The 13932-nt window shown below is 70.5% G+C and carries 14 protein-coding genes; 11 read left to right on the plus strand and 3 right to left on the minus strand.

Annotation, left to right across the window (positions count from 1 at the left end; genetic code table 11):
• Positions 1 to 14: 14 nt before the first annotated feature.
• From ACWFRJ_RS39800 to ACWFRJ_RS39850, 11 genes are all read left to right on the plus strand, one after another.
• Complete coding sequence (locus tag ACWFRJ_RS39800) at positions 15 to 857, plus strand: winged helix-turn-helix transcriptional regulator (RefSeq protein WP_453542888.1); 843 nt, start codon at positions 15 to 17, stop codon at positions 855 to 857.
• Positions 854 to 1366 (plus strand): regulator, encoded by a 513-nt coding sequence (locus ACWFRJ_RS39805; protein ID WP_453542891.1) that lies wholly within the window; start codon positions 854 to 856, stop codon positions 1364 to 1366. Before ACWFRJ_RS39800 ends, ACWFRJ_RS39805 begins: the two co-directional genes overlap by 4 nt.
• On the plus strand, positions 1363 to 2598 hold the full coding sequence (locus tag ACWFRJ_RS39810) for an MFS transporter (protein WP_453542894.1): 1236 nt from the start codon (positions 1363 to 1365) through the stop codon (positions 2596 to 2598). Before ACWFRJ_RS39805 ends, ACWFRJ_RS39810 begins: the two co-directional genes overlap by 4 nt.
• A gap of 31 nt (positions 2599 to 2629) precedes the next feature.
• Positions 2630 to 2932 carry a hypothetical protein gene (locus ACWFRJ_RS39815; protein WP_453542897.1) on the plus strand — a complete coding sequence of 101 codons (303 nt, stop codon included), beginning with the start codon at positions 2630 to 2632 and terminating at the stop codon, positions 2930 to 2932.
• A 48-nt stretch (positions 2933 to 2980) separates the two neighbouring features.
• Positions 2981 to 4210, plus strand: coding sequence for an ATP-grasp domain-containing protein (locus tag ACWFRJ_RS39820; protein ID WP_453542900.1), 1230 nt, complete (start codon positions 2981 to 2983; stop codon positions 4208 to 4210).
• Positions 4207 to 5037 carry a DUF317 domain-containing protein gene (locus ACWFRJ_RS39825; RefSeq protein ID WP_453542903.1) on the plus strand — a complete coding sequence of 277 codons (831 nt, stop codon included), beginning with the start codon at positions 4207 to 4209 and terminating at the stop codon, positions 5035 to 5037. The genes ACWFRJ_RS39820 and ACWFRJ_RS39825 overlap by 4 nt, the downstream gene beginning before the upstream one ends.
• A 31-nt stretch (positions 5038 to 5068) precedes the next feature.
• Entirely contained in the window at positions 5069 to 5557 is a 489-nt protein-coding gene (locus ACWFRJ_RS39830; RefSeq protein ID WP_453542906.1) for a hypothetical protein, read from the plus strand.
• A 34-nt stretch (positions 5558 to 5591) separates the two neighbouring features.
• Positions 5592 to 6596: a SpaA isopeptide-forming pilin-related protein gene (locus tag ACWFRJ_RS39835; RefSeq protein ID WP_453542909.1), complete on the plus strand. Its 1005-nt coding sequence runs from the start codon at positions 5592 to 5594 to the stop codon at positions 6594 to 6596.
• 1350 nt (positions 6597 to 7946) lie between these two features.
• Positions 7947 to 8390, plus strand: coding sequence for an ATP-binding protein (locus tag ACWFRJ_RS39840; protein WP_453542912.1), 444 nt, complete (start codon positions 7947 to 7949; stop codon positions 8388 to 8390).
• 148 nt (positions 8391 to 8538) lie between these two features.
• Positions 8539 to 8709: a hypothetical protein gene (locus ACWFRJ_RS39845; RefSeq protein WP_453542915.1), complete on the plus strand. Its 171-nt coding sequence runs from the start codon at positions 8539 to 8541 to the stop codon at positions 8707 to 8709.
• A 1018-nt stretch (positions 8710 to 9727) separates the two neighbouring features.
• Positions 9728 to 9967: a hypothetical protein gene (locus ACWFRJ_RS39850; protein WP_453542918.1), complete on the plus strand. Its 240-nt coding sequence runs from the start codon at positions 9728 to 9730 to the stop codon at positions 9965 to 9967.
• A 625-nt stretch (positions 9968 to 10592) separates the two neighbouring features.
• Here ACWFRJ_RS39850 and ACWFRJ_RS39855 read toward each other — a convergent pair.
• The 3 genes from ACWFRJ_RS39855 to ACWFRJ_RS39865 all read right to left on the minus strand — a co-directional run bounded on the left by ACWFRJ_RS39855 (position 10593) and on the right by ACWFRJ_RS39865 (position 13893).
• The gene (locus ACWFRJ_RS39855; protein WP_453542921.1) at positions 10593 to 11303 is read right to left on the minus strand and encodes a type 1 glutamine amidotransferase domain-containing protein; all 711 of its coding nucleotides are present in this window, start codon (positions 11301 to 11303) and stop codon (positions 10593 to 10595) included.
• 69 nt (positions 11304 to 11372) lie between these two features.
• On the minus strand, positions 11373 to 12959 hold the full coding sequence (locus ACWFRJ_RS39860) for a succinic semialdehyde dehydrogenase (protein ID WP_453542924.1): 1587 nt from the start codon (positions 12957 to 12959) through the stop codon (positions 11373 to 11375).
• 7 nt (positions 12960 to 12966) lie between these two features.
• A complete protein-coding gene (locus ACWFRJ_RS39865; RefSeq protein ID WP_453542926.1) occupies positions 12967 to 13893 on the minus strand; it encodes an acetoacetate decarboxylase family protein in 927 nt (308 codons plus the stop codon).
• Positions 13894 to 13932 lie beyond the last annotated feature (39 nt).

The raw sequence follows: 13932 nt of genomic DNA on the forward strand, positions 1-13932 counted from the left end.
CAGGAGTTCCTCCCTTGGCCATCACCGCTCTGCCTCCCGACACCGACGGCGACATCGCCCGGGTCACCGAGGCCCTCGCCATGATCACCCCTCGCTGGAGCGTGCGGATCCTGCTGGCCCTCTCCGGCCCGCCCGTGCGGTACAGCGAGCTGGCGGACAAGGTGTCCTGGCTACAGAACGGCCAGCTCCACCCCAAGCTCAAGGCGCTGTGCGACGCGGGCCTGGTCGAGCGCACCGAACAATCCGCACGGCACGTCACCTACCGCCACACCGCGCGTGGCACCGCCCTGCTGCCGGTCCTGCCGGTGATCGTCACCTGGGCCGAGAAGCATCTGGAGGCGGCGGAGGGCCCGTTGCCTGCGATCGAGCAGATCGAGGACAGCCTCACCCTGCTCACCCGGCGGCACGCCGCCGCGATCCTGTGGGTGCTCAAGTCCCGCGGCGAGGTCAGCGGGCGGGCCCTGGCCCGGATCATCATGCCCAGCAGCGACTGGAGCAACATCTACCCGCCGCTGCGGCAGCTCGTGGCCGACGGCCTGGTCGACACCGAAGGCACCGGCCAGCCCTACCGGCTGTCCGTGGCGGGTGCCGGCCTGGGCCCCGTTCTCGGCGCCCTGTCCGCGTGGTCCGCCGGACAGCCCCTCAGCCAGGCGGCCCAGCACCCGGTCTGGGGGCATGCGCCGGCGAAGCCCGCACCGAGGCCGTGGGTCAGCAGCCAGAGCCGGCCGGCCCCTGCGGCGCTCGCGCAGGCCCGGACGGGGGAGACCTCCCCGGCGTGGCACCACCGCGATCTCTTCTCCCACGCCAGCACCGCCCGCCCGAAGACGGCCGCCCCGGCGGGAGGTCCGCGCCGATGACCACCCTGTTCACCCCTGCCGAAGTCGACAACGCCATCGAGCTGCTGGCCTCGCGCTCTTTGATCCGCTTGGTCACCGAGATCGACGACAACGGGGCGATCCCGCCGCGACGGCTGGCCGCCACCCTTCCCGACCTCTCCTCGCACCAACTGCGCCGCGCCACCGAAACGGCCCGCACCCACGCTCTCGTGCGGACCGCACCCGGCGCCGGTCTGGAACTCACCGAGTCGGGCTCGGAGCTGGCCGACCTGTACGACGCGGCGGCGCGCTGGGCCCGACGCCACGCCTCCCCGGCACCGGTCTGCGAGTTCAGCCGTCGCATCCGCCACGTCCTCGACCTCCTGGCGCCCTCGCTCACGACCGAGTGTGCCGATGGCTCCTCGCAGCCGTCCGCCGTGAGCTTGACTAGAGCCGGAGCCGAGGCGGACCTGTCCCGCGCCCGCGCTCTGCTGATCACGTGGCTGGCCGGCAACCCCCAGGTCGCCCGGGCGTCCGAGCCGGTCGCGTGAGCGCAGCGGTTACACCCCGGCACGCACGCCACACCGGCGGCCTGCTGCGCAGCATCTATCTGCCGCGCACGGCGGACGCCCTCGCGTTCGCCATGTCCACCTACGGCATCCCGCTGCTGGTCCTGGCCACCACCGGCTCCGCCGCGCTGACGGGCGCGGCGTTCGCCCTGGAGTGGATCCCGCGGCTGGCGGCCTTCGGCTGGGCCGGCTCGGCCGTCGACCGGCGCGGGGCGGCCGTGGTCTTCCACCTCGCCTCGCTGGGACGCGCACTGGCACTGGCCGTCGGCGCGGTCCTGTTCTACCTCTATCCGTCGGGCACCGTGGCGACGGTGAGCGTGATGGTGCTCGCGGCGGCGACCGGTGTGCTGACCGAGTTCAGTTACATCGCGGCCGAGACGGCGGGCGGCGCCGCCGGCCGCCGGGCGGGACGGCGGGCCCACCGCGTCCAGGCCGTCCTGCTCGGCATCGACCAGACCGCAACCCTGGCCGGTCCTGCCCTCGCCGGGGTGCTCCTGCTGGCCGGGCCGCCGCCGATGCTCGCGGTGATCACCGGGTTCTCGCTGCTCGCCGCGCTACTCGCCCTGCATACGCCGCCCTCGCCTGTCGCCCCGGCCCGCGCGCCGAAGGGGTCTTCCAGCGCCGGATTCCTCACCGGGTGGCGCATCATCCGCTCGCTTCCCGCGCTGGGCTGGCTCGTGACCGGGCTGACCCTGTCCAACCTGGCCACCGGCTTCCTTCAGGCGGCAGGCCCGGTGATCGTCGTCCAGCACTTTGGGCAGTCCACCACCGCCGTCGGCCTGGTCTGGTCCGCCGCCGCGGCGGCCACCCTCCTGGCCGTCACCATCTGCCGGTTCGCGCTCGACCGCCTGGGCCTGTGGCCGGTCGGCGCCGCCTGCGCCGCCCTCGCCTCGCTCGCCTGCCTCGCCGCCGCCCAGGCCCCCGACTATCTGTCCTATCTGGTCCTGGTCGCCGTCCTCATGGCCGCGGACGGCGGCCTGGCCGTGGTGCTTCGCACCGTGCGCTCCCGCCTGATCCCGCCGGAGAAGTTCGGCAGCACTCTGTCGGCGACCATCCTCATCCTCCTACTGCCCTTCCCCCTCGCGGGCTTCCTCACCGCGCTCACACCACCCGACGCACTGGGCCACGTCATCACCGCCTGCGCCGTCCTGCAGACCCTCGGCCTGCTCTGCGCCTTCGCCCGCCTGCGCACCGATCCCGCCCTGCGCACCTGACCCTGCCGCGCCCCAGCCTGGAGAACCTCTCATGCCCACTGCCGTCCTTGGATCGCACCGCGCGACCGGCCGCAGCATCACCGAGCAGTTCCGCGCCTTCGACGCGCACAACCCGCACGTCTACCGCGCTCTGGAACGCCTGGCCGTCCGCCGCCTGGCCGCCGGCGCTACCCGCGTCAGCTTGAAGGACCTCTTCGTGGACCTGCGCCGCCAACTCTCCAACGGCGTAACCGGGTTGAACAACAACTACACCGCCCTCTACGCCCGCCGCCTGATCGACGACCACCCTCACTGGGCCGGTGTCTTCGAGCTGCGCCGCCGCCGCGCCGCATGACACGCCCCAGTCTCTCGTCTTGCCGTCCACCGATACGGAGACCCCTTCTTGTCCGCTCGTCCCCTCGCACTCGTTGTTTCCGCCGGCGATGAGACTCTTCGCGGCTACTGCCTGGAGCAGGTGGCCGCCGCCTACGACGTCGTCCTGCTCACCGCCGCCGAGCCCTCGTGGGAGCGGCCGTTCATCGTCGACCACGCCGTCGTCGACCTGACCGACCCCGCGGCGCTGCTCGCCGGCGGCCGGGCCCTGGCCGAACGCCATGACCTCGACGGCGTCGTCACCTGGGACGAGTACCTCCTCGTCCCCACCGCGCGCCTCGCTCGCGCCCTCGATCTGCCCTGGCCTTCCGTCGAGGTGATGCGGGCCTGCCGCAACAAGGCCGTCGCCCGCACCCTGTTTGCCCGCCATGGGGTGCCCTCGGCCGCCTCGATTTCAGCGCGGACTCTGTCGGAGGTTCGCCTGGCGGCGACGACGGTCGGCTATCCGGCCGTCCTCAAGCCTGCCGCGTTCGCCGGTGCCATCGGCGTGATCCGCGTCGATGGTCCCGAAGAGCTGCCTGCTGCCTTCACGTTCGCCTCGGCCGGTGCGAGCCGCAGCCGCGAGGACACCGGTGTCCTGGTCGAGGAGTACCTCGACGGGCCGGAAGTCTCCATCGAGTGCGTCACCCATCGCGGGGTGACCACCGCGGTCGCCGTGAACCGCAAGCAGCTGGGCCCCGCACCGTATTTCGACCAGATCGGCCACACCGTTGATGCTGCCGACCCGCTTCTGGCCCAGGTCGCCCCGGCCGCCGCCGCCGCGGTCAAGGCGCTGGGGATCACCGACGGCGTGCAGCACGTCGAGCTGCGCCTCGTGGACGGCCGTCCCCGGCTGATCGAGGTCAACGCACGCCTCGCCGGCGACATGATCGGCCACCTCGTCCGCCTTTCCACCGGCATCGACCTGCCCAAGGCCGCCGCCGACCTCGCCTGCGGCCGAACACCGGACCTCACGCCCACCCGCAGCGGGGCCGCGGGCATCCGCATGCTCTACCCGGACGCCTCCGGCACCCTCACCGCCCGGCACATCAACCAGCCATTCGCCGCCCACACCCCCTGGTTGCGGCAGGTGCAGTGGATCCGCGAGATCGGCGACCGGCTCGTGCTGCCGCCCGACGGCGACCTGTACACAGCCCGGGCCGGCTTCTGTATCGTCACCGGCCGCACCAGCGCCGAGGTCACCGAACGCCTCGACACTGCCGCCGACGAGATCACCGTGACCACGCAGGCGGACCGATGAACCCCGAGCCCGGCCCCGCCACCATCGACGGCGACGTCTATGTCTTCCCCCGCTATCTCGCCGGCCTCGGCTGGAGTGGCGATCCGATCTTCGAGCCGGTTCGCCACTGGCCCCACCACCATCTCGACGACGGGCCCTTCCAGAGTGTCGTCACCTCGCCCGACCACCGGATCCGCATTGGCTGGGCAGGCGACGACTACGACATCTGCAGGATCAGCGCGGCGCAGGACGCCACCTCCCGCACCCGCTGGACCGCTGCGTTCAACCAGAACATGCCCCCGGAGATCGCCCGCGGGCTGACCAGTGCCCTGGCCCGCGAATGGAGCGAGGAGTCCGACAGCTTCCTGGCGGACACCTCCTCCTGGGCCACCGCGGTGCAGCCGCTCCTCGATGCCGGATGGGAGCGCCGCCCGCTGAACAGGGGCATCATCGAGGTCGTTGCCCCCGACGGGCTGGCCGGAGCCTCGATCGATGTGGTGGGCACCGATCGGGAGGCTGAAGCCGTACGGCTGTGGGCCGGGCCCGAGGGCTGGGGCACCCGCGCGGAAGCGACTTTCACCGCGCGCACCCCCAAGTACCTGATCGCCGCCACCGCCGCCGCCTTCGGTGACCCCACGCCGGTGGCCCGTTACCGGGCCGGACTGAACCCCCAGCTCGCGCGGCTGGCCCAACTCATCCCCGTCCAGCCGCCGGAGCGGTCCGCGCCCACTCCGCTGGACGTCCGACGGGCCACTGCGGCTCGACGGCGCCCGCCCGCACTGAGCACGAGCAGTGTCCCCCGCTGGAGCACCACCAGCCGCCCGGCCCAGCACGGCCCACGCCGATAACACTGGCTCGACCCCGACCGGAGACCCCTTCTTGTCCCTGCAGGCCCCCGAGTTCTTCGCCGAACTGTGCCTCCCCTTCCCCGACCACACCGTCGTCGGCAACACCTACTTCGCCGCCCCCGTCCCCGGCGCACCGCTGCGACTGCGCATCGACTTCACCCGCACCATCCACGCGGACACCTACGGCGGTCTGCGCGCGGCGATCGTCCACCCGGAACGCGGCGAGATCGACGCGGTGGCGCTCAGCTTCCTGGACCACGCCACCTTCCACCGCCGCGACGAAGCGGCCAACACCCGGCCGAACACCAAGCAGTACGGCACCTTCGACAAATACCACCGCCCTGGACGGCCCCCCTGGGACGGAGCCGTCACCACCGGGCTGCGCGACGCCATCGAGCAGTACACCGCCGTCTGGTTCCCCGGCGCCTGGACCGCGTCCGCGCCCGGCCGCACAGCCACGCGCCCCCCACTCAGTGCGGCCGTCCCGCCGAGCACACGCAACGGTGCCCGCACCCGCTGACCTTTCCCTTACTGATCAAGGAGTCCTCTTCCTCGTGCACGCACGTCTCGTCCGTTCCATCGCCATCGCCGGTGTGGTGACCGGCGCCCTCACCTGGGCGCCGACCGCGAGCGCCCAGCCCTCCGAACCGACCCCCTCGGCCCCTGCCGCCCCCGCCGAGACGCCGGCCCCGGACGCGGGCAGCGTCGAGATCACCGCAAAGGACACGGCCGGAGACGTACTTCCCGGCGCCGCCTTCCTGCTGCTTGACTCCGCGGGCACGGAAGCCGGACGCGGCAAGACCGACGCACAGGGCAAGCTGGCCTTCCCCGACCTTAAGCCGGGCGTCTACCGGCTCAAGCAGACAGCTTCCGGCAGCCCGCTCCACCAGGTCGTCGCCGACCAGGACGTCATCGTCACCCCGGGCGCGACCACCCGGCTCACGATCACCGACCCCTTCAAGGCCGCCAAGGTCCTCCTGCGGGCCAAGGAGCGCAAGACCGGCAAACTCCTGCCCGGCGCGACCGTGAACATCGGCACCGGCACCTCGACGCTGTTCACCCTGACCACCGGCTCGAAGGGCACGGCCTCTGGCGAACTGCCGGTATCGAGCCGGAAGGCGCAGTTCTGGGTCAAGGAGATCAAGGCCCCTGCCGGCTACGACCTCTACAAGCCGTCCAAGACGTTCAGCGCGGGCCCCGGCGCCCCGGTGACCGTGACCGTCACCAACTCCAAGACCGCCACGACCGCGCCGCCCACGCACAAGCCGACCGCCAGGCCCACCGACACGCCGAGCCACAAGCCGACCGGCAAGCCCTCTCCGAGCAAGCCCGGCAAGGACGAGGACGTCTCAGCCCCGTCCGCCTCGGGTACCCCGACCACCGACGACGAGACCGCGCCGAGCACCGCGGCGCCCGCTCCCGCCGGCTCGCTCGCGCGCACCGGCGCCGACGCCGCCCCGTGGCTGATCGGCGGCGCCGGCCTCCTCATCGCCGCCGGCGGCAGTACCCTCTTCGCAGCCCGCCGTCGCCGTACGGACGACTCCGCCGACGAGAACTGACCCTCTCCCGCAACACAGTTGAAGGGCCCCGGAATCCACCTCATTCCGGGGCCCTTTGTGTGGGTGCGTGGGGGAGCGGTCAGCTGGCTCGGTGTTCATCCAGCACACCGGCGAGGGGCCACCAGCTCCGGCGGAGTATTGCCACGAGCCGCTCGGCGCGCCCTCACCTCCGGGGCGCGGTGGGCCAGCGCAACGGCGGCGAGCACCGTCTGCAGCGCCAGAAGTGGGCTGGACAAGGCCATGAGTTGCACAACGGTCGGCATGCGCCAAGGGTGCACGAAGAACGCCCTGAATCGAACGTATGCACTAATGTACCCCATGTGGGGGTTATGGAGCAAATCAGAAGGATCGGATGGTAACAAGGGTGCTGGTCAGGTGTGTTAACGGCCGGCGAGGCGCCCGCACGTGTGGAGCCAGCAACTCGACTGCCAGTGCCATTGCTTGGCTTCCCGCCTTCGGCCCAGCAGCTGGCTCGCGAGGGCCTGCGGGCCCAGGTTCCTGCGGATCGTGGCCCGGAAGCCCGGGCTGTCGCTCCTGACGGGGGGCGCCGCGCACTGAACGGTGGCCGGTCTCGTGGCGATCCACCGGCTCACGGCCGGCCGTCGAGCTCTCCTCTGTTCGCCCGGCTCCCGGACGCCTGCGGCCATTCCTTCACGCCGGGTTGCCTGTTGCCGTGCCCGTGAGATTCCGCCGGGGAATATGTCGGGCTTGCGGACAGGCCGTGTATCTAGTGGGAGCCTGAGATTGGCTGGCCGCCCCCGCGCGGGTGCGGCGACGGCCGGGGGCGCGAGGGACCGAGGCTCCCCCTCGATCGGACCTCGCGCAAGGTGCCCTCCGGGCGGTGTGAGGCCGCGGGAATTGCTCCGCTGGCCGTTGCGCCTGGAGGGCTGAGGCTGGAGTCGCGTTGTCGGCGATGCGACTCCAGCCAGCCTTAGCAGTCCGTCAGGGCGTCACGGCTCGGGGGCTGGGAGCCTGCGGCTCGGGCCGGGGCCCGATTCGCCTGATCTGAGAGTAGGGCGAAGGCCAGGTTGATCGGAAGCGGCACGGGCACGCTGGTGAGCTGGCTTCGACCTGGGTCTTGGTGAAGGCGGGGCGGTGTGCAGGCTTCACGGTCCTGCCGCAGGCCCCGACTGGTGTTCACACCAGTGCCGCCCCGGTCCTGTCCGCGCTGAGGTGTCCCCGCCCGGCGTGCTCTCCCAGGCCAACTTGTGGGCCGAACAGATGGGCTCGTTGAGGTCGGACTCGCCAACGGCCCGCCCCTTTAGGGGGGTGTGGGCCAAAGCGGGCACCTGAACGTCAGGCCCTCGGTACCGTCTTGATTGAGACAGGAACCAACTTTGAGGTCTGAGGATGACCGGTACGACCGCAGCGTGGCCCTGCGGGATGGGACACCCCGGATACAACCTGACCCGCTCTCGGGGACCGGCGACGGCGGAGGAGGCCCGGCGCCTGGTGCGCGATGCGCTGGCCGCCTGGCACTTGGAGGACGACGAGGAGACGACAGTACTGCTGTTGTCCGAACTCGTCGCCAACGCCGTGCGCCACGTGTATGGCCCTCTGGTCCGCATCCTCATCGACCGCCGCGCCGACGGGGCGGTGTACGTGGCGGTGGTCGACCGCGCCCCCCGCCGGCTGCCGCAGATGCGCACGCCGCGACCGGACGACTTCGGCGGACGCGGGCTGCTCCTGGTCGACGGGCTCGCCGACGGGTGGGGCTATGACCTTCTGGGGCCGGGTCTGCGGCCCTGGGGCAAGCGGGTGTGGGCCACGGTGAAGGTGAGTGCACGGCAGTGAACGAGGAGGCTCCGTAAGCCGGAGACGGCCGTCCCCGGGCCGACCATCAGTTGCCAGGAGCCATGGCCAGGGGTGTGCTGTCGTCTGTCTAAGCGGCCCGTTTGCCCAGACAGCGCACGCGGATCTTGATCACACTGGACGGACGGCGGTGGATGAGACGGCAGTCGAACATGCCGGTCTGGGCGCGGACCTCGGCGGGCTTGTTGCCGTACCGGGCTGCCGTGGTGGCCCGGGCGTAGGCGTCACCGGGCTGCTGGTCGCCGAGCTGCCCTGGGAGATGGGCGAAGTGGGGACCGCCCTCGCGGGGGCGCCGTCGTAGGAGTTGCCGGCCACCAGGCGGTTGGCCAGAGCCTGCACGTCGAAGTCATCACGCGGGGAGGGCTGTCAGTACTGGTCGGGGGTGCCTTGCCGAGCAGTTGCGGGGCCGTTTGGTCCAGGGACGTTGCCGACGGATCCCTGTCCCGCGGCATGGTGATTGCGCGTGCCTTCGCGCAGTTCGTTTCGCAGGCGTACGGAGTGGATCATTGTCAGCCGCAGACGGTGAAGCCGAAGGGGCGTGTTCAAGCCAGATGCACGATTCTGGCCGGTCTTCTGCTGGCGTGTACTGAATACTTGTCAGCATGCGGCAGATGCTGCGGGATAGACCGGGGATACAGCATGTCTGACCATAAACAAGCGCCACAGGGCGATTCACTGGGCGCCTACCGTACGTTCCTCGATCACGTGATGTCGTGCACGGCCTGCGAGGAACCACCCGAGATGTGCCCAGCGGGCCGGGCGTTGAAGAACACGTACCGGGATGCGTCGCGGCCGGAGCCCCACGCACAAGGGTGAGACGGGGCTGGCCCCGCCGTCACGGGGATACGGGATCGGCGGGGCCAGCTGCCGCTGTGCACCGCGGCAGTATGGGTATACCCCGAATCGGCGAACCACCTCTCCACGCAGGCGTCACAAACCGAATGCCTTCGCTGTGCCATCCACGATGTGTCCGCAGCCGGGGGCCGGTGAGTGTCAAGGATGCGGCATGATGGGGTCATGCACTCACCCTCGAAGCGTGAACACCACCGGGTTCAGACCCTGTTGGTGCGGCTCGTGGGCGTATTCTCCGTCCGGCTCATCGCCGCGCTGACCATACTGGTGACCGGCGAACGGTCGGATCGATGGCTGCCTGGTCCGGGAGGTCGTCTTCGACGACCTGGCCCCGATCAGCTTGCTGTTTGCTTCAGTTGAGATCCACTTCCCGTGCCCTGGGTGCGGGAAGGGTGACGCGCGCCCGTTGGGAGGGCTTCGAGTAGCGCGCCTTCTGGCACCCCTCTGTTCGTATCGAGGGAAGACACATGTCCCTGCTCAACAGGATCAAGTTCCTTCTTGGTGGCGGTTCCTCTGCCCAGTCTCCCGTCAGTCCCGACGGCGGCCAGAGCGCTGAGAGGCCGGTCGGCGAGCTTCCGGCGGCCCCGCCGCCCGGCACTGCCCGCAGTGAGGGTGCGGGGCTGAAGAACTCCATCGCGCGGGGAGCCGCCGAGGGTACCGCCCGGGAGGCTGTCCGGAAGATCTTCGAGGTGTTTCTCGACGACTAGAGCTCGATGGTCTGGGTGGCCCGCGGCGCGGGCCACCCAGGCGTGATCAGCGATCCATGTGGCGACTTCAAGTTGGGCCAGGCCGTCCGCGAGGCCGGTCCCGGCGAGGGTGCCGCGGCCGCCGAGCCTGGCCGCGCCTCGTGCTCCGAGCCCATGCATGGAGCTTCCTGCTGGCCGAGTAAGCCGGTCCAGGCCACAGGCCGACGGTGGAGCAACTGTGCGTGTAGGGTCTCCCAGCTCGCGGCATTGGGTGTCTCGTTGACCAGCAGCTCCTCCTCAGTCTCAAGTTGAGGCCACCGACGGCCTGTCTCACGACCGCGTCATTTCCTCGTCCGCTTCGTTGCGCTGGGCGCAGGCCGACCGGGCCCGCGCTGAGTCTGTGCGTGAGTCAGGTAATCCGTTGCTGACCGTGGTTGCGTCGGAGGACTTCGCAGGGGCGCCGTCTCAGGCCCCCGGCAGGTTGGTGGCGGTACCGGTCTGCCGGGGGAGCGCTGGCGGTCCGGCGAGGCCGACGGTCGCGGACGGGTGGTTGACCGCCCGGCCGTTCTGTCGTCGCCGATATGGAGCGCGTCCTTCGGCAACATCCGTCCGGGAACCTTCCGTCACCGGAGGGCTGGGTCTCGACTTACCCTCGCTTCTTCGACGCGTTGCCCTCGATGGCCTCGACGACCTTCTTTGCTGTGGCCTTGGCCGAGCCCGGGTTCTGGCCGGTGACCAGGTTGCCGTCGGTCACTACGTAGGAGACGAACGGCAGTGCCGCCTTCTCGTAGAGTGCGCCGCGCTGCTTGGCCTTCTCCTCGGCGTTGTAGGGGACCAGTTTGTCGACGCGGGCGAGGACCTCCTCGGTCCAGGCGAATCCCGTCATCTTGCGGCCGGCGATGAGGTAGGAGCTGTCGGAGAGCCGGGTGTTGAGCAGGCCGCAGTAGCCGTGGCAGACCGAGGAGACGATGCCGCCGTGCTCGTAGATCTCGCGGGTGATGCGCTGCAGGCCCTCGCTGTCGGGGAAGTCGTACATCACCGCGTGACCGCCGGTGAAGAAGATCGCATCGTACGCGGACGGGTCGATCTGGTCCGGGCTCGCCGTGTTCTCGAGCATGGCCATCTTTCCGGGGTCGGCGTGCCATGCCTTGGCGGTCTTGTCGTAGTTCGGGAATTTCAGTGCACGCGGTTCGAGCGGCACAGGGCCGCCGGCCGGGCTGACGAGCGTCTGCTCGTAGCCGTGCTCCTCGAAGATGTGCCAGGCGTGCGTGAGCTCGGAGAGCCACAGGCCGGTGGTGTGGGACGGGTCGTCGTAGTGGCCGACGTTGGTGACGACGTTGAGTACGCGCTTGGTCATGGCTGATCTTCCCTCGTGCGGACCGGGATGGCGTGGAGGCGGGCCGTCGTAGCGGGAGCCAGTGGTCGGTCAGCGGACGCCCAGGGCGCGCAGCGTCTTGAACGCCCGGGTCAGGATCCGCGCCCACTGCTCGTGCTCGACTCTGCTGGGCGGGGTGAAGCCCTGGAGGCGCTGGTGGGCGACCGTCTGGGCTTCGGTGTACTTGATCAGCCCGTCGGCGCCGTGACGGCGGCCGAGGCCCGAGTCGCCCATGCCGCCCATGGGTGCGTCGATGCTTCCCCAGGCGGCGGCGAACGCCTCGTTGACGTTGACGGTGCCGGCGTGCAGCCGTGCCGCGATCTTGCGGGCCTCGGTGCCGTTGCAACCCCAGACGCTTGCGTTGAGGCCATACGGCGTGGCGTTGGCCATCGCCACCGCCTCGTCGGCCGACCGGCAGCGGTAGACCGACACCACGGGGCCGAACGTCTCGTGGTCGAACAGCGTCATCTCAGGGGTCACATCGGTCAGGATCGTCGGCTCGTAGAACAGGGGCCCGAGGTCGGGCCGGGCTTTGCCTCCGGCCAGTACGGTCGCGCCCTTCGATACCGCGTCGTCGACGTGCGAGCTGACGGTCTCGAGCTGCGAGGGGGTGGTCAGCGAGCCCATGTCCATCGAGAAGTCGTAGGCCGCACCCAGGCGCATGGCCCGGGCACGGTCGGCGAACGCGGTGACGAACGCGTCGTGGATCTCATCGGCGACGTAGAGCCGTTCGATGGACACGCACAGCTGGCCGGCCGAGGGGAAGCAGGCGGCGACCGCACCGGTGGCGGCCTTCTCGATGTCGGCGTCGGCGAGGACGACCATGGCGTTCTTGCCGCCGAGCTCCAGGGACGCGCCGATCAGCCGCTCACCCGCGTCGCGCGCGATCTGGCGCCCGCTGGCGGTGGAGCCGGTGAACATCATGTAGTCCCCGCCGGCCATGAGCGCGTCTCCGATGGAGCTGCCACGGCCGACCACCATCTGCCAGACGTCGGGTGGCAGGCCGGCCTCGCGCATCAGGGCCAGTGCCCACAGCGCGGTCAGGGCGGTCTGGGTGTCGGGCTTCTGGACGACGGCGTTGCCCGCCATCAGGGCCGGGATGGCGTCGCCGGCGGCCATGCTGAGCGGGTAGTTCCAGGGCGATATGACGGTGACGACGCCTTTGGGGTGGTGCAGCTCGGTGGTGTGGGTCAGCATCGGGATCGCGCCCTTGCGGCGCTTGGGTGAGAGCAGCCGCCGTGCGCTGCGCGCGTAGTAGCGGGCGGTGATCGCGATGTCGCTCACCTCGAGGAACGCGTCGCGACGGGTCTTGCCGCTCTCGGCCTGCATCAGGTCGAGGGCTTCCTCCTGCCGCTGGAGGACGAGGTCGTGGAAGCGCAGCATGATGCGCTTGCGGTCGGCCACCGGGGTGGCCGCCCAACCGGCCTGCGCGGCGCGTGCCCGGGCGAAGGCGTCCTGGACGTCGTCGGGGGTGGAGATGGGCAGGTCCGCGAGCGGTGCGCCGGTGTACGGGGAGGTCGTGGTGACCCGCTGGGCGCGAGTACCGGCGGCCACCTGGGCGGCCAGGCGGGCGAGACGGGCCGGCGTCAGCGATGTCGGGAGGCCGGCCTGGAGATGGCTGGTGTTCGTGGTGGTCATCTCGTCCTCAGCTCCGGTCCTGGATGGAGGTGGGCACGGGCATGTGCAGCGCCAGCTGTCCCTCGGTGGTGACGTCCAGCTGGATCGTCCGGACCGGCTTCAGCGAGCGCAGGTCGTCGCTCATCCGTCCCTCACCGAGCCGCAGGTCCAGGCCACGGGGGAACCGCGTGGTTCCCGAGGAGAGCATGTTGATCTGGCTGGTCGTGGAGTGCCAGGCGCCGTCGATCGTGGTGTAGGAGGTCAGGGTCGAGACGTGTGCGCCGGTGGGCCGCGCGGTCTGCTTCGGGGTGGGCGCCGACAGAGCGAGGTCAAGGCCGCCCCGCTCGTTGGCGACCCTGGCGGAGGTGCGCGCGGTGTCGATGTCGACGTCGAGCCCGGTGACCCACTTGGGGAACCCGTAGCCGTCGTGGCCACGCACCTGCGCGATCTCGGTGTTGACCGGGAGCGAGAGGACATAGGAGTGCAGGGAGTCATTCTTGAGCCCGGCGACCAGGTCGAACAGGCCCAGCCCACCGTGCCGCGCCGGCTTCACGGCGATACCTACCGCGGCCTCGGTGTAGAAGTCGATGTCGCACACGTCGTACCGGAAGGCCATCACGGAGACGATCCCGAGCCCCGGGGCAAATTCGAGCGGGTCCAGCTCCTGAGGGAGACGAGCCCGGATCGCCTTGCTCGGCGCGAGCATCGTGAGCCGGGTCGTGGAGATGCGGTAGTAGAAGTTCGGCGTCAGCGTGGGCCCGATGCGGGAGTCCACGCGGCTCTTGGGCATCCGGCGGAAGAAGTCGACACTGCTGACCCGCGGGTCCCGCTCCACCTCGTCGAGGTCGGTGTCCATGCGGAACCGGTCATAGAGGCCGCCTTCGGGGACGGTGATCAGACGCCCTCCGAGAGCGACCTCTACGGTCCGGTCGGTCAGCTTGCCGGTCGATGCCATGAGCCCTCTCCTCCGATGTAAGCGGTGTCAACACCGAGG

This window comes from Streptomyces sp. NPDC055239, assembly GCF_053606205.1.